This is a genomic window from Streptomyces physcomitrii, assembly GCF_012273655.1.
In the GTDB taxonomy this organism is placed as follows: domain Bacteria; phylum Actinomycetota; class Actinomycetes; order Streptomycetales; family Streptomycetaceae; genus Streptomyces; species Streptomyces physcomitrii.
The window spans coordinates 306,746-323,939 of sequence record NZ_JAAWWP010000005.1; the positions used below are offsets into that span (position 1 = coordinate 306,746).

Genomic DNA, 17,194 nt, shown 5'->3' on the forward strand with positions numbered 1-17,194 from the left:
GGGGCTGGGGCTGGGGCTGGTCACACGGGCCAACTGTGCTCGGGGGTGTCGAGCCAGGCGGACTGCCCGCGCGCGGTGACGGTCAGCCCGAAGCGCTCATGCGCGGGTTGGCCGTTCATGGTCCACCAGGTGCAGGCGGCTTCGGTCTCGTCCCACAGGCGGCGACGGCCGGACTGCCAGACCTGGGTGGGTTGTTGGTCCTTGAAGAGGGCGCAGGCCCATGAGTGGTCGGTGAGGCTGTACAGCCACACCGGTTGCCGCTCGTTCACCGGTTCGGCCACTAGGCGCACGCAGCGCGGCACGCGCAGGCCGAGCGTGAACTGCAAGGGGCTGAACGGGCCGCCGAGGAACTGCTGCTTGGTCAGCGGGCTCGTGCGTTCCTCGCGTTCGGCGTCGGGGGTGACGTAGTCCCGGTGGCGGACGGGCGGCTGGCGCTGCTCGCGCAGTTTCATGAACTCCACGGGGCCAGTGAACTTCCCTCCGGCGCTGCCACCACCTGCACTCACCACGAGTTTCACCACCGCGTCCCCATGACCCCAGTGCGTTCCCCAGGGGGCGAGGATGACACCGCGGGGTGCGCACTGCTCGATCCAGGCGGCGGGAATCTCGCGTACCGCGCAGGTGGCGATGATCCGGTCGTACGGGGCGTAGTCCAGGTAGCCGAGGGCGCCGTCCGTGCACACCGCCCGGACCGGGTACCCGGCTTGGTGCAGCGCGGTGTGCGCGGTCTCGGTGACGGCGGCGTCGACTTCCAGGGTGGTGATGTTCCGAGGGCCCAGGCGGTGGGCGAGCAGGGCCGCGTTCCAGCCCGTCCCGGTCCCGATCTCCAATACCTGATCGCCGGCCCGGACGCCGAGGGAGCCGAGCATGGCGAAGACGACGCTGGGCATGGAGGCCGAGGACGTCGGCAGCGTTCCGGGCTCGCTTCCCGTGTGCTCGCCGTCGTCCCACTGGGTGACGATCGGGACGTCCGAGTCGGCGTAGTCCTGCCAGCGCTCGGGATCGACAGCGCGCGACACCGCGACGCTCGTCCCTCGTTCCATGTCGAAGGGCCACATGGTCTCGGGCAGGAACAAGCTCCGGGGCACGGCGGCGAAGGAGGGCGCCCAGTCCGGGGTGAGGACGCCCGCACTCATGAGGGCGCGCCCCAGCCCGGTGTGGCTGGGGCGCGCCTGGCTGTGGGGGGCCAACTCAGCAGTCCTTCTCGTACGGGGAGTCCTTCTTGGGCGGCATGGGAACGCCGGGCCCGCCGTCCGGGCTCGGAGGCGGAGGCGCCGGCCAGGGCTCGCCGGGCAGCGGGTCGCCGCCTCCACCGTGCTGCACGGGGCCGGGATGCGTCCACGTCATGGTGCTGATCCTTCCGGTAAGTCGCCTACTGGATACGGGTGTTGGGGTTGAAGGCCAGGGCCGGCGGTGGTGGTGTCGGGTCGGGCTTGGGCTTCTTGCCGCCGCCCGGCTCGCCGTAGGCGGATTCGGTCGTGCACATCGCACTCCTTGTGACCCGCCAAGGGCTGTCGGTGATGGAAGGGGCGGCTGCCCGATGGGGTGGGCAGCCGCCCCGGAGGCCCACTCCCGGGCCGCCCGGGCAGCTGCCCGGACAGGGTGGTCAAGCCCGGGAGCGGGAGTCAGAGCCTCACCTCGTGCCCGCGCCCTGGGCGTTCTCGTCGCCGAACGGGGCGAGCTTGCGCAGGAGTTCGGCCCACTCACGGGCGGTGGCAAGATTGATCGTGCCGAGGCTGAGCAGGTAGTCCTGGCGACGGCAGTGGGAGCAGGGCTCGCGGATCTCGATGTCGTCCAGCGCGATGCCCAACTCGTCGAGTGCGTTGACCAGTTCCTGCCCGGCCGCGGCGGCTTCCTTCCGCCCGTCCGGATCCCAGAACTCCAGATCGACCATCGGCTCCTTCGGGCTCGGGACGTAGTGGGGGACGTAGTAATCCATGGATCCTCTTCAGGGCATCGGGTCGATATACGTACGGGTGTGGCGGTATTCCCGCCTGTGCCACTCGGGGACTTGGCCGGTCGTGGGGTCCATACCGTGCTTGTTGATCTGATGCCGGTCGCCATAGGTGAGGAGCGCGAGCCACGTGACCCAGTCGCCCTCGGACCAGTAGCGCTCGGCAACACTGAGGACGGATTCGCAGCGGACGCAACCGGGGACCGGATCGAAGACACCGATCTCGTCCGCGATGCTGGGCTCATCGGGGTTACCTGGAGGCGGCGGCCTCCAGCGCTTCGTCATGGGACCTCCTTGAGGGCGCGGACATAGGGACGGACGAGCGGCACCTCCTCATGGCGAAGGGACTCGCGAAGACCGGGAAGGCAGAGCGTTTCGGCATCGGCGGGTCTGACCGTCACGGTCGCTGCGCTGAGCGCGGTCCGATGGCGGCCCGAAGCCGGCAGCACCAGGGCGATGAGACCCAGCAGGAGTCGGCGCGTGGTCACTGCACCGTCGCCCAGACTTCCTTGCCCCCGGGCAGTTGCTTGGTGCCCCAGTCCTTCGCCAGCGCCGACACGAGGATGAGGCCCCTGCCACCCTCAACGGATTCGCTGGGGCTGCGCAGTACGGGCGATACGGGCGACGAATCCGAGACCGAGACGCAGACCGTGCGGGGCTTCACGCGCTCGACCACGACTCGGATGTCGTTGCCCTGTGCGTGCTGAACGGCGTTGGCGACCAGCTCGGTTACCACGACGGCACAGCTCTCGGAAAGGTTCTTCAAGTCCCAGGCAGCCGTGGCGACACGCACCAGGCTCCTCGCGACCATGGCGCTCTCGGATACCCGTGCCAGCGTTTCGCTGTAGCCGGGGTGCCCGATCGAACGAGTTGCGATGCTCATCACTTCTCCCGACCGACTTGGTGGTGGGGCTCATCGTGGAGAGTGAAATCGCGCAACTCGATACCACGGTGGAATAGCACCGTCATATGGTCCTTGCATGGCGAAGCAGGGATTGTGGGCAGACGGACGGCTGCGCGCTGCATACGCAGCCCAGGACTGGCCCCTTGTCTTCCGCCGGTATCGAGCGTTATCCGGGTTGTCGCAGAACAGGCTCGGGCGACTGGTGGGCCTGACCCAGGCGTATGTGTCGCGCATCGAGTCTGGTCGACCGCCTCAGGCAGCCGACGTCATCGCACGCATCGTGGAGGGCCTGGAAGTGCCAGAAGAGTTGGGCGGCTCACAGAGTGCCGCCAAGCGGGACGACTGGGCTCCGGCCGCTGAGCTGCGTGCGCGGATGGCACATGCTTCGCGCACCGGACGTGCTGACATGGGTACTGCCGACTGGATCAGCACGGTGCTTGCTCAGTACCGCCGAGCTGAAGACGATGTTCGGGGGCCTGCGCTCTGGCCCGTGGTCCGCGCGCAACTGGACACGGTGACGGAGCTGTTGCCGAAGGCCACGGCGAATCAAGCTGATCGCCTCCTCCTCCTGGCCGCCGAACACGCTCACTGGCTTTCGTGGGTTGCGTGGCAGGAAGGCCGCCGCGGGCCCGCCCTTGCCTGGCTCGACTTGGCCGCCGGCTGGGCAACTGACGGTGGACACGTCGACATGGCGTCATGGGTAGGGCGAGTTCGCGCCTACTACACGCTGGAGCACGGTGACCCTCTCCGCTCCTTGCGCACGGCCGATGCAGCTCGCTTCTCTTCGGCGCCGTTGTCACCCGCGGCTGCGGCGGCAGCGGCCTATCAAACGGGCTTGGCGGCTGCCGCTGTCTCGGAGCGAGACCGGGCCCGGAGGCTTGCCGACGAGGCGCGCGAGTTCGCCGAGCAGGTTCCCGATGAAGCAGACCGGCCCGACTGGCTGTACTGGTTGACTCCGGCGCGTGCGGACCTCCAGGTGGCCGACATTGCCTTCGCGTGCCGGGACTGGGCAGCGGCGGCCGAGGGGTTCCGTCAGGCACTCCCCGGCCTGGTTGGCTACCCTCGTGATCATGCCTACTACCAGGCACGTATGGAGGACGCTCGGCGGCGAATCTAGTCCGGTTCCTCTCGGTGGATTCGCAAGACAGTGCCCTCACGCCCGTCCCCGAAGTGCCTACGGACAGCCAGGCTCACGAGGCCCAGCGTGGGGCCGTTGTGAACGACCCCTCCGTCGGGATCTACCCGGGTTTCGAAGTGGCGAGCGGGAATCTCCAGCCGCAGACGCTCCTTCGGCAGTTCCTTGCCGTCGTCCGGATCCTCGGGCCAGAAGGGCACGACTGTCACCCAGAGCGGGATTCGGGGCTCCCCGTCCAGAGGGTCTCCCTCAAACGGCTCCTCCGGGAGATGGGCTGAGGTCAGAATCCCTTCTCCGCCACTGACCTTGCGCACAAACGCATGCGCGGCTTCGATACCTTCACCGACGATGTCGTCAAGGTCCGTCTCAACTGACCGCGGACGATCCCGAGTTCCGAGGTAATACTCCAATACCCAGCGCGCCATGGCTCCCCTTGGTGGCAAGCTGCCTTTGCAGGTTGGACTTCGAGGTCGTGCTCAGCGTACTGGTGAGACGCTACCTCGCTTGCGAGCAGAGCCCCCACGAGACGAGCATCGAGCTGGCGCAGATCGTGCTTGGCGCTGAGGTGTGCAAGAAGGCGACGGCCTCGAATACACCCCGGCAACGCATCAGCCTTTCGGGCCCGCCGCCACGGAGGGCGACTCGCCGAACCTGTCACGCCAGGCGAGTGCGACGTATACGAGTCCGACCAGGACGGGCACTTCGATGAGCGGGCCGACGACGCCGGACAGGGCTTGTCCGGAGGTGACACCGAAGGTGGCGATGGCGACCGCGATGGCCAGTTCGAAATTGTTGCCCGCGGCGGTGAAGGCGAGGGTGCTCGTGCGGTCGTAGGCGAGGCCGAGGCTCTTCCCGAGCAGGAAGGTCCCGAAGAACATGACGGCGAAGTAGGCGAGCAGAGGCAGCGCGATCCGGACGACGTCCAGCGGCTGCGAGGTGATGGTCCTTCCTTGCAGGGCGAAGAGGACGACGATGGTGAACAGCAGTCCGTACAGCGCCCAGGGACCGATGCGTGGCAGGAACTTCGCCTCGTAGGACTCCCGGCCCGTCCTCTTCTCACCGAAGCGGCGGGTGAGGAAGCCGGCGAGGAGGGGGATGCCGAGGAAGACGACGACGTTGAGGGCGATGTGCCAGACGGGCACGTCCAGGCCCTGCCCGTCGCCGAGTCCGAGCCAACGTGGCAGCAGGTCGAGGTAGAACCAGCCGAGGAAGCCGAACGCGACGACCTGGAAGAGGGAGTTGAGCGCGACGAGGACGGCTGCGGCTTCCCGGTCGCCGCAGGCGAGGTCGTTCCAGATGATGACCATGGCGATGCATCGGGCGAGGCCGACGATGATCAGACCGGTGCGGTACTCCGGCAGGTCGGGAAGGAAGATCCAGGCGAGCGCGAACATCACCGCCGGGCCGATGATCCAGTTGATGACCAGCGAGGACACCATCAGCCTCTTGTCCCCGGTGACGGTTTCGAGCCTGTCGTAGCGGACCTTGGCGAGTACCGGGTACATCATGATCAGCAGGCCGAGGGCGATGGGCACGGAGATCCCGCCGATCTCCATCTTCGCGAGCGCGTCGTCCGTGCCCGGGACCAGGCGGCCGAGACCGAGGCCGACAGCCATGGCGATCAGAATCCACACGGCGAGGAAGCGATCGAGAGTGGAGAGCTTCTCGCCGATCGAGGCTTCCTCGGTGCCCGCCTCCGCGGTGGTGCGCCCGTCGGCGGATTCGGTGGTGGTCACGGGCAGGCCCTCTTGTTCTCCGCGGCGATACGCGCCGAGGTGGCAAGCGCGGCGAAGTGCTCGGAGAGGTCGGCGAGGGCCTCGGTGCGCAGCTTGTAGTAGGTGTAGCGGCCGCAGGGCTCGGTCTCCACGACCCCGGCCTCGCGCAATATCTTCATGTGGTTCGAGAGGTTGGTCTGCTTGGCTCCGGTCTCCTCGACCAGGTGGGTCGTGCAGAGCGTTTCGCGTGCGAGAAGGGTGACGATCTGCAGGCGGAGAGGGTCGGCCAGCGCTCGGATCACATCAGGATCGGCTGAAGTCAGCATGCACTGATACTCTCACATCAGTTCGCACTGACATCAGTGAGGGCTGAACCCACTGGCGGCCACACCCCCGCACGCCCGCTGCGCAACAGAGAGAACGATCGTCATGGCCGAACCCTCCGGCAAACCCTCCGTCCTGTTCGCCTGCGTCCACAACGCCGGTCGTTCCCAGATGGCCGCCGCCTGGCTGACCCACCTGGCCGGCGACCGCGTCGAGGTCCGCTCCGCCGGCTCGGCCCCCGGTGACGCGGTCAATCCGGCCGCCGCGGCGGCGATGGCGGAGGTCGGCATCGACATCTCCGCAAAGGCCCCGAAGCTGCTCACGGTCGACGCAGTCAGGGAGTCGGACGTGTGCGTCACGATGGGATGCGGCGACGCCTGCCCGGTCTTCCCCGGCAAGCGCTACCTGGACTGGCGGCTGGAAGACCCGGCAGGCCGGGATGTGGAAGCCGTCCGTCCGATCAGGGATGAGATCAAGGCCCTGGTCGAGCAGCTCATCGAGGAAATCGCACCGAAGGCGATCGAATGAGAGGAAGCAAAGGGCCCGTCGGCCCGGGCTCCGCCGAGGCCGCCCCGCGCCCCGCGGTGAACTGCCGCCCGATCAAGCCGCCTTGGGCGCCGTCCCGGGGGTGAGCAGTCGACCCATGGCCGCCAGGATCGAGGGCTCGACGCGGTAGTACACCCAAGTCCCCCGACGCTCGGACAGCAGCAGGCCCGCTTCCTTGAGCTTCTTCAGATGGTGGGAAACCGTCGGCTGCGAGACCCCGACATCGGCGATGTCGCAGACACAGGCCTCACTGTCCGGATGTGAGGCCACTTTCGAGAACAGGCGGAGCCGGACCGGGTCTCCGAGCGCCTTGAACATGGCCGCCGTCAGCTCGGCCTCCTCTGCCGTCAGCTCGCGTTCGGTCAGAGCCGGGCAGCACGGCTCGGCCGGGAGGGCGGCCACCTTCTCCTGAAGCTTCGACATGTGTCTATGTTGACACCGGTTACCCCGGATGCCAAGATCGCATAATTCGATGACTGTCTAATCAAGCGCTGGGGGAACGTTTCATGGCCATATCCACCGGAGGCCCGCAGCTGCGCACCGCGGTGGTGACGGGGGCGAGCGGCGGCATCGGAGCCGCCACCGCCCGCGAACTCGCACGGGCGGGCTTCGCCGTTGTCCTCACGGCACGCCGGGCAGAGCGACTGGAGTCCGTGGCCAAGGAGATCCGGGCCGAGGGCGGCACCGCGCATCCGTACGCGCTCGACGTCACCGATCCCGAGGCCGTCACCGCGTTCGCCGAACGGCTGGAGCGCTGCGAGGTGCTGGTCAACATCGCCGGCGGTGCGTTCGGGGTCGAGGAGATCGCTCAGGCCGATCCGGGTGACTGGCGGCACATGTACGAAGTCAACGTGCTCGGTACGCTGCAGGTGACACAGGCCCTGATGCCGAAGCTCGTGGCCAGCGGGGACGGCACGGTGGTGGTGCTCTCCTCGACGGCGTCCTTCACCTGTTACGAGGGCGGCGGCGGATACAGCGCGGCCAAGCACGGCGCGCACGTACTGGCCGAGACCCTGCGCCTGGAGGCGTGCGGGCAGCCCCTGCGGGTCGTCGAGATCGCACCGGGCATGGTGCACACCGAGGAGTTCTCCCTCAACCGCTACCGCGGCGACACGAGCAAGGCCGACGCGGTCTATGCGGGAGTACCCGGGCCGCTGGTGGCCCAGGACGTGGCGGATGCCGTGGCCTGGGCGGTGAGCCGCCCCTCGCACGTGAACATCGATCTGCTGGTGATGCGGCCCAGGGCGCAAGCGGCACAGCACAAGGTGCACCGCACCACCTGACGCCGGAGCGATGACAGCGCGGTTGCCTCTCCAGAGCGGGAGAGGCGACCGCGCTTTCGCCGCTCAGCAGCCGGTGGCACCCGGCGCGTCGAACATCTCGGCTGCGTATGCGGCCAGTTGCAGGGCGGCCGTGTGGTCGACGCCGAGTTCGGTGGCGGCGGCCAGCACGGCCTCCGAGGCACTGGAGGAGGTGCCCAGATGCTTGGCAGTGGCGTGGAGCAACTGCTCGTGCTCCTCCTTGGTCAGGCCCAGGCGCAGCGCGATCGCCTCACCTCCCGCCGTCGCGGAGCACACCCCGGTCTCGGGCAGCTGGAGTTCGACCGACTGGGCGGCCTCGATGTCGCCGGCCAGGGCGGCGGCGATGGAGCGGACCTGTTCGTAGCCGGTGAGCATGAGGAAGGTCGGCGCGCGGCCGTAGCTCTTCATGCCGACGGCGTAGTAACCCGGTTCGGGGTGCGCCAGTTCGCGGTAGCCGTGCGGGGTGACGGTGCCGCAGGAGTGCTGGTTGGGGTCGATGAGCGGGGCGAGGGCACGGGGCGCGGACATGATCGGGTCCAGCTCCAGGCGCAGCTCTTCGGCGATGCCGTAGTCGGGCCGGAAACCGGTGGCCGCGACGATCCGGTCCGCGGTGAGGGTCTGCTCGGTGCCGTCCGGCCCACGGGAGGTGAGTTCGACCTGGTCGCGGCCCGGCTCGTCTCCCAGACGGCGGATGGCGTGCGTACGGAAGTTGGCGGCGAGGGTGACGCGACCGGTTTCCACGAGCATCTTCAGCCCGGAGCCGATGGCGCCACGAGCGGGCAGTTCGTCGTCGCTGCCGCCTCCGAAGGAAGCGGCCGGGTCGGCGCCGCGGATGGCCCAGGTGATGGTGGTGCCCGGTGCGGTGTCGGCCAACTCGGCCAGGGCGAGCAGCGTATTGGCCGCCGAGTGACCGGCTCCGACGACGACGGTGTGACGACCGGCGTGCTGATCGCGGTCGGCACCGAAGACGTCGGGCAGGCCGTGGTTGATCCAGGCGCCAGCATCCTGCTCGCCATGGGCGGGCAGACCGTTGGCCCCGACGTGGTTGGGCCGGCGCCAGGTGCCGGAGGCGTCGATCACGGCACTGGCGAGCACTTCCTCGCCGTCGCCCAGGCGCAGGACGAACGGGGCCTCGTCCCGGCCGACGGTGCGCAGGCGGTCGATGCCGAGGCGGCTGATGGCGGTGACGGCGGCGCCGTAGCGGATGTGGGGCGCCAGTGCGGGCAGTTCAGCCAGCGGCTGCAGGTACTGCTTCAGGAGCTCTCCGCCGGTGGGCAGCGAGGATGCCTCGGGCTCCTCCCAGCCGGCTGCGGCGAGCAGTCGGCGTGCGGCGGGGTCGGTGTTGAACTCCCAGGGGCTGAAGAGCTGGATGTGGGACCAGCCCTGCACGGCCGCCGCGGCTTCGTCGCCGGCTTCCACGACGACGAAGGGGACGCCGCGCTCGGCCAGGTGCGCCGCTGCTGCCAGTCCGACGGGGCCGGCTCCGATCACGGCGACGGGAAGACGATCAAGACTGAGGTCGACCACGGTGGGGTGTCCTTTCACGAAAGGCGAGGTGGCAGTCAGGCGTCGCGCACGGGGTCGGACGAAGAGGCCACGAGATCCTCGCCACCGTCCTCCTGCATGCGCTGCTCTCCGCGCTGCTCCACCCGCAGCCGTAACTCGGCGATCGCGGCACAGCAGGGGCTGGCTTGCTCGGCGCCGGAGAGGTCAGCGGAATCGCTCATCAGGATCGGCTCCTGTCGCAACGCACAGGCGATGACGTGGAGATCATCACGGTCACCTATATAGATAAATAACGAATCAGGATCCAGCCTCGCCCCTCGCTCCATGAATGTCAACCTGAAGCCCCCGCCCCACAGAATGTGACGAGCGTCACTCTGCGCCGCGTTGCGCGCACGCCCCGCACCAGGTCAATCTCGATACATGTCGAAACAACGGGGGTAGCGGCAAAGGGGCATTCGCCCATCGCCGCAACGACATCGGGGAACGGCGGCTGTGCCGACAGCCGCATCCGGCTGTGACGGTCGAAGTGCGCTCGCCACGCAGTGACCGCTCCGCCACGAAGGCCGGATCCTTCCCGCACTACTTCCGTCATGTCCCGGTGTGTGCGCCCGCCACCGGACCGGACACGCTGCCGGTCCGCCGCGCCCACACCGGTGCCCTTCCGTGCTGCTTCACCAGTGAACGGCTTCGCCATGCCCGGAAGGACATTCATGCCACACGAATCCACCCGCGCGGCTGGGACCGCCAGTGAACCGATCGCCATCATCGGCATGGCCGGACGGTTCGCCGACGCCACCAGCCCCGCACAGCTCTGGGACATGCTCCTCGAGGGCCGCGATGCCATCTCCGACATCCCACCCGAGCGCTACGACATCGACGCCGTCTTCGACCCCGCACCCCGCACCCCCGGGCGCACGGTGAGCAGGTGGGGCGGATTGCTGCGCGACATCGACCTCTTCGACGCGGAGTTCTTCGGCGTCTCGCCCCGCGAGGCCGACCGGATGGACCCCCAGCAACGGCTGCTGCTGGAAGTCGCCTACGAAGCCCTTGAGGACGCGGGCCAGCCCCTCCCTCGCATCGCCGGTACCGACACGGGTGTGTTCATCGGCCAGTTGGGCGGCGACTACTGGCACCTGCAGTACGACAACCGCGAGCAGCTCGACCTCTACGCCATGACCGGTGCCGCGTCCCGCGCCATCACCTCCGGCCGCCTGTCGTACGCCTTCGACCTGCGCGGTCCCAGTTTCACCGTCGACACCGCCTGCTCCTCCGCGCTCGTGGCCGTCCACAACGCGGTTCAGGCGATACGGCTCGGCGAGTGCCCCTTGGCGATCGCCGGCGGGGTCAACCTCGTGCTGCTGCCGGAAGAGGGCGTCGTCTACTCCGGCGCCGGCATGCTCGCCTCCGACGGCCGCTGCAAGTTCGCCGATGCCTCCGGCGACGGCTTCGTACGCAGCGACGGCATCGGCGCCGTCATCCTCAAACCACTGTCGACCGCGCTGGCCGACGGGGACCGCGTCCGGGCCGTCATCCGCGGCTCCGCCGTCGGCAACGACGGCCAGAGCAGCGGCTATCTGGTCACCCCCGCCGTCGAAGGCCAGCGCGACGTGCTGCGCCGCGCCTACGCGAACGCCGGTGTGGACCCGGCCGACATCGACTACATAGAAGCCCACGGCACCGGCACCAGCGTGGGTGACCCGGTCGAGCTGGAGGCCCTGGCCGGCATCGTCGGTCCTCGCACACCGGACGAACGGTGCCTGGTCGGCTCGGTGAAGACCAACGTCGGCCACGCCGAGGCAGCAGCCGGGATCGTCGGCCTCATCAAGGCAGTGCTGTGCCTGGAGCACGGGACGGTCCCGCCCAACCTGCACCTGAAGAACCCCAATCCGGCCGTCGACTGGGACAAGCTGCCGCTGACCATCCCCACCCGGGCCACACCGCTGCCGGACCGTGACCGGCCCGCCGTCGCGGGAGTGTCCAGCTTCGGTTTCTCCGGCACCAACGCCCACCTCGTGCTCGAAGCCGCCCCCGAACCGCTCTCCCACCCCGCGGACTCCCAAGGGGCCGCCGCACAGAGCGAGTTGCTGGTGCTGTCCGCGCTCAGCCCCGAGGCACTCGCCGACGCCGCCCGCACCATGGCCGACCACCTCGAAGGCCCCGGCGCCCCGCACAGCCTGCGCGACATCTGCTACTCCGCGGCGCTGCGTCGCACACCCCACGACGCACAGCTCGCCCTGCCCGCCGAAAGTCACGCAGAGGCCGCTGCCGCCCTACGGGGCTTCGCTGGCGGCGAGAACGAACCCGGCCTGTCCTCCAGCGACTACACCGACCCCGAAACGTCGCCCAGGATCGTGTTCGTCTTCCCCGGCCAGGGCTCGCAGTGGCCGGGCATGGGCCACGAACTCCTTGACGCCGAACCGGTCTTCCGGCAGGCCATGGAAGCCTGCGACGAGGCCATCAGGACCGAGACCGGCTGGTCGGTCATCGAACTGCTGCGCTCCGCGGACGAGGAGAGGCTGGGTCAACTCGACGTCGTCCAGCCCACCCTGTGGGCCATGGAGATTGCCCTGGCGGAACTCTGGCGTTCCTGGGGCATCGAACCGGACGCGGTCATCGGACACAGCATGGGTGAATCCGCCGCCGCCTACATCTCCGGCGCACTCTCGCTCGGCGATGCGGCAGCGGTCATCTGCCGCCGCAGCCGACTGGCCAAACGCCTCACCGGCCGCGGCACCATGGCCTGGGTCTCCCTGCCCGCCGAAGAGGCCGCGGCCGCCCTGACCGGTCACGAGGACAAGGTGGCGGTGGCCGCCATCAACAGCCCCACCTCCACCCTGCTGTCAGGCGAAGGCGAAGCCCTGACCCGGGTACTGGAGGGGCTCGACGCCCGCGGCATCGACAACCGGCGGGTCAACGTCGACTTCGCCTCGCACTGCCCGCAGATGGACGCCTTGCGCGAGGACCTGCTCGCCGAACTCTCCGCCCTCACCCCACGGGCAGGCCGCATCCCGCTGCACTCCACCCTCCTCAACGAGGTGATCGACGGCTCCGGAATGGACGCCGACTACTGGGTGCGCAACATCCGCCGGCCCGTCGACTTCGCCGGCGCGGTCCGCGGCCAACTCGAACTCGGCGACACGGTGTTCGTCGAAGTCAGCCCGCACCCGCTGCTGGTGTCCGGCATCCGCGAAACCGGCCGCCTGGCCACCGGCTCGGACACCACCGCGGTCGGCAGCCTGCGGCGCCATCTGGACGAACGCACCGCCCTGCTCACCTCGGCCGCGACGCTGTACACGGCCGGCGCCGGCCTCGATCTCGGCGCGCTGACCACGGGCGGCCACTACGTCCCGCTGCCGACCTACCCGTGGCAGCGCACCCGCCACTGGATCAACCCCGCCCCCGAACCGGCGGCGCACCCGGCGGTGTCAGCCGGTGAGTCGGAACCGGCACGGGGGAGCGACCATCCGCTGCTCGGCCGTCCGCTACCCGCCGAAGGCACCACCCGTATCTGGCAGGGCCCCCTGCGGCTGACGGACAACCCCTATCTGCGCGACCACTGCATCCAGGACACGATCATCCTGCCGGGCACCGCCCACCTGGAACTGATCGCCGCGGCCGCCCGCACGGAACTCGGTTCCGGCGCCCTGTCCGTGAGCGACGTGCACTACCACCGCGCGCTCTTCCTCGACGAGGACGAGCCGGCACCCGAGGTCCGAGTCGACCTCACCCCGCGGCCGGACGGCTCGCTGCACTGCCGCATCCACAGCCGGGACACCGACTCCGACGACTGGATCCTGCACACCGAAGCCACCGCCCGCGCGATGCCCGGCGGCGCTCCCCAGGCGTCCGAACCGCTCCAGACGATCCGCGCCCGGCTGCCGCAGCATCAGGACGCCGACGACTTCTACCCGTGGAACGCCGCCCGCGGAAACCAGTGGAACGGCACCTTCCAGGGCATCACCGAACTGTGGCGCGCCGACGGCGAAGTCCTCGCCCTGCTCGCCTGCCCCTCCGCTCTCCTCGACGGTCTCGGGCGGCACCACTTCCACCCGGCTCTCCTGGACGCGAGCGGTCACGCCATGGCCTCCGCCCGGCCGCTGACCGCTCCCGGCGAGGAAGGCGTCTTCGTCCTCGGCGGCATCGACGAGGTCCGCTTCTACGAGCAGCCGCCCGCCTCGCTGTACAGCCACGCGACCCTGCTGCCCTCACCGCGCGAGGACTCCTTCGTCGCCAACATCGACATCCGCGCCGACGACGGCCGCCTCGTCGCCCAGATGCGCGGACTGCGCCTGCAGTATCTGGCCGGTCATGCGCCCGAACTGCTCACCTCACGCACCGAGGATCCTGTGACGCCCACCCGCACCCACGACACACCTGCCGCCGGCGTCGGCGATCACCTCGACAGTTGGCTGCACGCCCTCACCTGGGACGAAGCCCCGCTCCCCGATCCCCGTACGCACACCCCCGCGGCGGACGGCTTCTGGCTCGTGCTCACCGACAGCGGATCCACCGGGCGGGCCCTGGTGAAGCAGCTGAGTGGTCATGGCCAGCGCGTGGTGACCCTCACCACCGGAGCGGGCAACCTGTCCGGGTCCGGCGAGCGCTACCGCATCGACCCGTCGAAGGAAGAGCACTACCGCGAGGTCCTGGACGACGTCGCCCGCAACGGCGCCTGCCGCGGCATCATCCATCTGTGGGCACTCGACGCCCAGGCGGGTCTGGACGCCACGTCCACGGAGATCCGCCGTACCCAGCTCTTGGCCGTCCACAGCGTCCTGTACCTGACCCGAGCTCTGGAGAAGAAGCCGCTCGGGCATCCGCCTCTGTGGCTGGTCACCCAGCTCGCCCAGGCCACCGGTGCCGCGGAGCAGGTGCGCCACCCCTTCCAGGCCATGCTGTGGGGGCTGGGCCGCACCCTGGCCGCCGAGGCCCCCGCGCTGAGCCCGCGCCTGATCGACCTCGACCGGTCGGCGGCCAGTGTCACCGCGCTGGTGGACCTGCTCCAGCAGACCGACCAGGAGGACCAGAGCGCACTGCGTGACGGACGCCGCCTCTCGGCCCGACTGCGGCAGGCGGGCACCGCACCCCTGCCCCAGGCCCTGTCCCTGCCCGCACCCGGCGTCATCGACGACCTGCAACTGACCGAGACGCCCCCACGCGCCCTCGGCGCGGACGAAGTCCGGATCCAGGTCAGTCACGCCGGGGTCAACTACCGCGATGTGCTGCTGAGCCTCGGCATGTATCCCGGGCAGGACAACAGGCCGCCGGTGATGGGCTGGGAGTGTGCCGGCACGGTGACAGAGACCGGCCGAGCCGTCACCGGGGTCACGGTGGGCGAGGAGGTCATCGCCTTCGCCGAAGGAGCACTCGCTTCCGAGGTCGTCACCTCCGCCTGCTTGACCGCGCCCAAGCCCACCAGGCTGACGGCGGCCGAGGCCGCGACGCTGCCGGCCGCCTATCTCACCGCGTACCACGCGTTGCACGACCTGGCCCGTCTGGAACGCGGCCAGAAGATCCTCATCCACACGGCCACCGGGGGCACCGGGATGGCCGCGCTGAACATCGCACGCTGGAAGGGGGCTCGTGTCTTCGCCACCGCCGGCAGCGACGCCAAACGCGACCTGCTGCTCCGGCTCGGTGTCGAGCGGGTCGCCGACTCCCGCACCCTCGCCTTCGCGGACGCCTTCAAGCCGGCCGAGGGAGAGCAGGGCTTCGATGTCGTCTACAACACCCTTGCCGGTGAGGCCATACCGGCGAACCTTTCACTGATGGCCCCGTACGGCCACTATCTGGAGCTGAGCAAGCGCGACATTCTCGACGACAACTCGCTGCCGCTCGGCGCCTTCGCTCGCAATCTGTCCTTCCACGCCGTCGACGTCGTGCACATGATCCAGCACGCCCCCCAGCGCGCCGGAGGGGTGCTGCGGGCCGCTGCCGCCCTGGTGGACGAGGGGGCGCTGGAGGCGCTGCCGCACACGGTGTACCCGGTCGAGAAGGCCGCCGAGGCCTTTCGCCTGATGGCGCAGGCCCGCCACAGCGGCAAGATCGTGCTGTCGTTCGACCAGACGCCCGCCGCCGCGACGGGCGCGCGCGGCAGGCCCGTGACCGTGCACGCGGACGGCACCTACCTGATCACCGGGGGCGCGGGCGGAATCGGCGGACAGCTGGCGCTGTGGCTCGCCGACCAGGGAGCTCGGCATCTGCTGCTCACCGGCCGCAGCGCTCTGCCCGAGCCCGAAGCGGCCTCGGCGCCCGACCATCCGCAAGCAGGCGCCGTCTCCGTGCTCCGGCAGCTGGACGAGCGCGGCGTGCACGTGACGTACGAAGCCGTGGACGTCGCCGATACGCGGGCCATGCGGGCCCTGTTGGACTCCCGGCGTCGCACGGGTCTGCCTCCCGTACGCGGTGTCTTCCACGCTGCCGGGGTCATCGACTACACCCTGCTGAGCGACATGAGCGGCACGGAGATGGACCGGGTACTGGCGGCGAAGGTCTCCGGGGCGTGGAACCTGCACCGGCTGCTGCACGAGGAATCGGTGGAGGCCTTCGTGCTCTTCTCCTCCGGATCCGCCCTGCTCAGTTCGCCCATGCTGGGTGGGTACGCGGCCGGGAACTCCTTCCTCGACGCGCTGGCGCACCACCGGCACGCCCAGGGGCTGCCGGCCACCGTCGTCAACTGGGGCTTCTGGGACAGCGTCGGCATGGTCGCCCGCAAGGAGGCGCAGGAGGAACGCACGCTGCTGCCGCAGGGCATGGCCTCCTTCAGCCCCGCCGACGGCTTGGCCCTGCTGGGACGGATCCTCGCCGAAGGCCGCGTGCACACCGCGGTGCTCCCGGCCGACTGGCCCGCATGGGCCCGCGCGTACCCGGGAGCGGCGACAGCGCCGCTGTTGCGGTACCTGGTCACCGGCAGCCCGGCGGGACAGCGTTCACCCGCACCTGAAGAACCCGCGCGGCACGAGGCGGTCGCCTCGTCGCGGCCGACCGCTCCCGTCGCGCCACGGTCGGAGACGTCAGGGCCCGCACACGTCGCGGCCCCTCCCGCGGCCGGCCCCGAACCCGCAGTCGCGGCGCGGCGGACGCCGCCGGTCGCCGCGTCGGCTCAGGCGGAGGAGGACGGCGAACTGCTCGACTTCCTCAAGCAGGAAATCGCCACCGTCATGGGACTGCGACCCGAACGCCTCAACGCCAGCCGACCCCTCAACCGACTCGGCATGGACTCCCTCATGGCCGTCGAACTACGCAACCGCATCGAACGCCGCTACCACGTCAAACTGCCCATGGTGCAACTCCTCAAAAACGGCACCCTCACCACCGTCGCCCAAGCCCTCGCCACCGAACTCCAGCCCATCGAAGAGCCGTCGGGAACGACAGTCGGGGGCACCGGGGCGCCGAGGGCAACGGCCGACGCAGCGGAGACGAACGCTGCGGCGCCGTCCACACCGGACGCCGAGGCGGCTCCGCCGGTGGCCGCCCCGCCTGCACCCGCGCCAGCCGCACCGCCTGCCGCCGCATCCGCTCAGGCGGAGGAGGACGGCGAACTGCTCGACTTCCTCAAGCAGGAAATCGCCACCGTCATGGGACTGCGACCCGAACGCCTCAACGCCAGCCGACCCCTCAACCGACTCGGCATGGACTCCCTCATGGCCGTCGAACTACGCAACCGCATCGAACGCCGCTACCACGTCAAACTGCCCATGGTGCAACTCCTCAAAAACGGCACCCTCACCACCGTCGCCCAAGCCCTCGCCACCGAACTCCAGCCCGCCGACGCCTCGGCCTGATCCGAGCAAGTGACGAGGACCGAAC

The 17,194-nt window shown here is 69.6% G+C and carries 14 protein-coding genes; 4 read left to right on the forward strand and 10 right to left on the reverse strand.

The genetic code is table 11. The features are described 5' to 3' along the window. Positions 1 to 20 precede the first annotated feature (20 nt). From HFV08_RS11075 to HFV08_RS11095, 5 genes are all read right to left on the reverse strand, one after another. Complete coding sequence (locus tag HFV08_RS11075) at positions 21 to 1,190, reverse strand: methyltransferase domain-containing protein (protein ID WP_168538325.1); 1,170 nt, start codon at positions 1,188 to 1,190, stop codon at positions 21 to 23. 1 nt (position 1,191) lies between these two features. Further along, positions 1,192 to 1,347: a hypothetical protein gene (locus HFV08_RS11080; protein WP_168538327.1), complete on the reverse strand. Its 156-nt coding sequence runs from the start codon at positions 1,345 to 1,347 to the stop codon at positions 1,192 to 1,194. A 286-nt stretch (positions 1,348 to 1,633) separates the two neighbouring features. Further along, entirely contained in the window at positions 1,634 to 1,939 is a 306-nt protein-coding gene (locus HFV08_RS11085; RefSeq protein ID WP_168538329.1) for a hypothetical protein, read from the reverse strand. A gap of 9 nt (positions 1,940 to 1,948) precedes the next feature. Beyond that, positions 1,949 to 2,239, reverse strand: a complete 291-nt coding sequence (locus tag HFV08_RS11090; protein WP_168538331.1) for a hypothetical protein — start codon at positions 2,237 to 2,239, stop codon at positions 1,949 to 1,951. 199 nt (positions 2,240 to 2,438) lie between these two features. Continuing rightward, the gene (locus HFV08_RS11095; protein WP_040250511.1) at positions 2,439 to 2,837 is read right to left on the reverse strand and encodes an ATP-binding protein; all 399 of its coding nucleotides are present in this window, start codon (positions 2,835 to 2,837) and stop codon (positions 2,439 to 2,441) included. A 97-nt stretch (positions 2,838 to 2,934) separates the two neighbouring features. Between HFV08_RS11095 and HFV08_RS11100 the strand changes: the two genes are divergently transcribed. After that, positions 2,935 to 3,975 carry a helix-turn-helix domain-containing protein gene (locus tag HFV08_RS11100; RefSeq protein WP_040250515.1) on the forward strand — a complete coding sequence of 347 codons (1,041 nt, stop codon included), beginning with the start codon at positions 2,935 to 2,937 and terminating at the stop codon, positions 3,973 to 3,975. Positions 3,976 to 4,601: 626 nt separating this feature from the next. Here the strand turns inward: HFV08_RS11100 and arsB are convergent. Both arsB and HFV08_RS11110 read right to left on the reverse strand, forming a co-directional pair. Beyond that, complete coding sequence (arsB, locus tag HFV08_RS11105; RefSeq protein WP_168538333.1) at positions 4,602 to 5,729, reverse strand: ACR3 family arsenite efflux transporter; 1,128 nt, start codon at positions 5,727 to 5,729, stop codon at positions 4,602 to 4,604. Next, complete coding sequence (locus HFV08_RS11110) at positions 5,726 to 6,034, reverse strand: ArsR/SmtB family transcription factor (protein ID WP_040250521.1); 309 nt, start codon at positions 6,032 to 6,034, stop codon at positions 5,726 to 5,728. The genes arsB and HFV08_RS11110 overlap by 4 nt, the downstream gene beginning before the upstream one ends. Before the next feature lie 103 nt (positions 6,035 to 6,137). Between HFV08_RS11110 and HFV08_RS11115 the strand changes: the two genes are divergently transcribed. After that, positions 6,138 to 6,560, forward strand: a complete 423-nt coding sequence (locus tag HFV08_RS11115) for an arsenate reductase ArsC (protein ID WP_168538335.1) — start codon at positions 6,138 to 6,140, stop codon at positions 6,558 to 6,560. A 72-nt stretch (positions 6,561 to 6,632) separates the two neighbouring features. Here the strand turns inward: HFV08_RS11115 and HFV08_RS11120 are convergent, their stop codons facing one another. Beyond that, the gene (locus HFV08_RS11120) at positions 6,633 to 7,001 is read right to left on the reverse strand and encodes an ArsR/SmtB family transcription factor (protein WP_040250525.1); all 369 of its coding nucleotides are present in this window, start codon (positions 6,999 to 7,001) and stop codon (positions 6,633 to 6,635) included. A gap of 83 nt (positions 7,002 to 7,084) precedes the next feature. Here HFV08_RS11120 and HFV08_RS11125 point away from each other — a divergent pair, with 83 nt between their 5' ends. Next, positions 7,085 to 7,861 (forward strand): SDR family oxidoreductase, encoded by a 777-nt coding sequence (locus HFV08_RS11125; protein ID WP_168538337.1) that lies wholly within the window; start codon positions 7,085 to 7,087, stop codon positions 7,859 to 7,861. A 63-nt stretch (positions 7,862 to 7,924) separates the two neighbouring features. On the opposite strand, the gene HFV08_RS11130 is transcribed toward HFV08_RS11125, so the two are convergent. After that, positions 7,925 to 9,406: an NAD(P)-binding domain-containing protein gene (locus HFV08_RS11130; RefSeq protein ID WP_040250532.1), complete on the reverse strand. Its 1,482-nt coding sequence runs from the start codon at positions 9,404 to 9,406 to the stop codon at positions 7,925 to 7,927. 35 nt (positions 9,407 to 9,441) lie between these two features. Next, the gene (locus HFV08_RS11135; RefSeq protein ID WP_159393003.1) at positions 9,442 to 9,606 is read right to left on the reverse strand and encodes a hypothetical protein; all 165 of its coding nucleotides are present in this window, start codon (positions 9,604 to 9,606) and stop codon (positions 9,442 to 9,444) included. Positions 9,607 to 10,095: 489 nt separating this feature from the next. Here HFV08_RS11135 and HFV08_RS11140 point away from each other — a divergent pair, with 489 nt between their 5' ends. Further along, the gene (locus HFV08_RS11140; RefSeq protein ID WP_168538339.1) at positions 10,096 to 17,169 is read left to right on the forward strand and encodes a type I polyketide synthase; all 7,074 of its coding nucleotides are present in this window, start codon (positions 10,096 to 10,098) and stop codon (positions 17,167 to 17,169) included. The last annotated feature ends 25 nt before the right edge of the window (positions 17,170 to 17,194 follow it).

What these genes read in the sequence shown, in the direction of transcription:
- HFV08_RS11080 (WP_168538327.1), bottom strand. Translation starts at nt 1,347, where the DNA reads ATGACGTGGACGCATCCCGGCCCCGTGCAGCACGGTGGAGGCGGCGAC.
- HFV08_RS11085 (WP_168538329.1), bottom strand. Translation starts at nt 1,939, where the DNA reads ATGGATTACTACGTCCCCCACTACGTCCCGAGCCCGAAGGAGCCGATG.
- HFV08_RS11090 (WP_168538331.1), bottom strand. Translation starts at nt 2,239, where the DNA reads ATGACGAAGCGCTGGAGGCCGCCGCCTCCAGGTAACCCCGATGAGCCC.
- HFV08_RS11095 (WP_040250511.1), bottom strand. Translation starts at nt 2,837, where the DNA reads ATGAGCATCGCAACTCGTTCGATCGGGCACCCCGGCTACAGCGAAACG.
- HFV08_RS11100 (WP_040250515.1), top strand. Translation starts at nt 2,935, where the DNA reads ATGGCGAAGCAGGGATTGTGGGCAGACGGACGGCTGCGCGCTGCATAC.
- HFV08_RS11110 (WP_040250521.1), bottom strand. Translation starts at nt 6,034, where the DNA reads ATGCTGACTTCAGCCGATCCTGATGTGATCCGAGCGCTGGCCGACCCT.
- HFV08_RS11115 (WP_168538335.1), top strand. Translation starts at nt 6,138, where the DNA reads ATGGCCGAACCCTCCGGCAAACCCTCCGTCCTGTTCGCCTGCGTCCAC.
- HFV08_RS11120 (WP_040250525.1), bottom strand. Translation starts at nt 7,001, where the DNA reads ATGTCGAAGCTTCAGGAGAAGGTGGCCGCCCTCCCGGCCGAGCCGTGC.
- HFV08_RS11125 (WP_168538337.1), top strand. Translation starts at nt 7,085, where the DNA reads ATGGCCATATCCACCGGAGGCCCGCAGCTGCGCACCGCGGTGGTGACG.
- HFV08_RS11135 (WP_159393003.1), bottom strand. Translation starts at nt 9,606, where the DNA reads ATGAGCGATTCCGCTGACCTCTCCGGCGCCGAGCAAGCCAGCCCCTGC.
- HFV08_RS11140 (WP_168538339.1), top strand. Translation starts at nt 10,096, where the DNA reads ATGCCACACGAATCCACCCGCGCGGCTGGGACCGCCAGTGAACCGATC.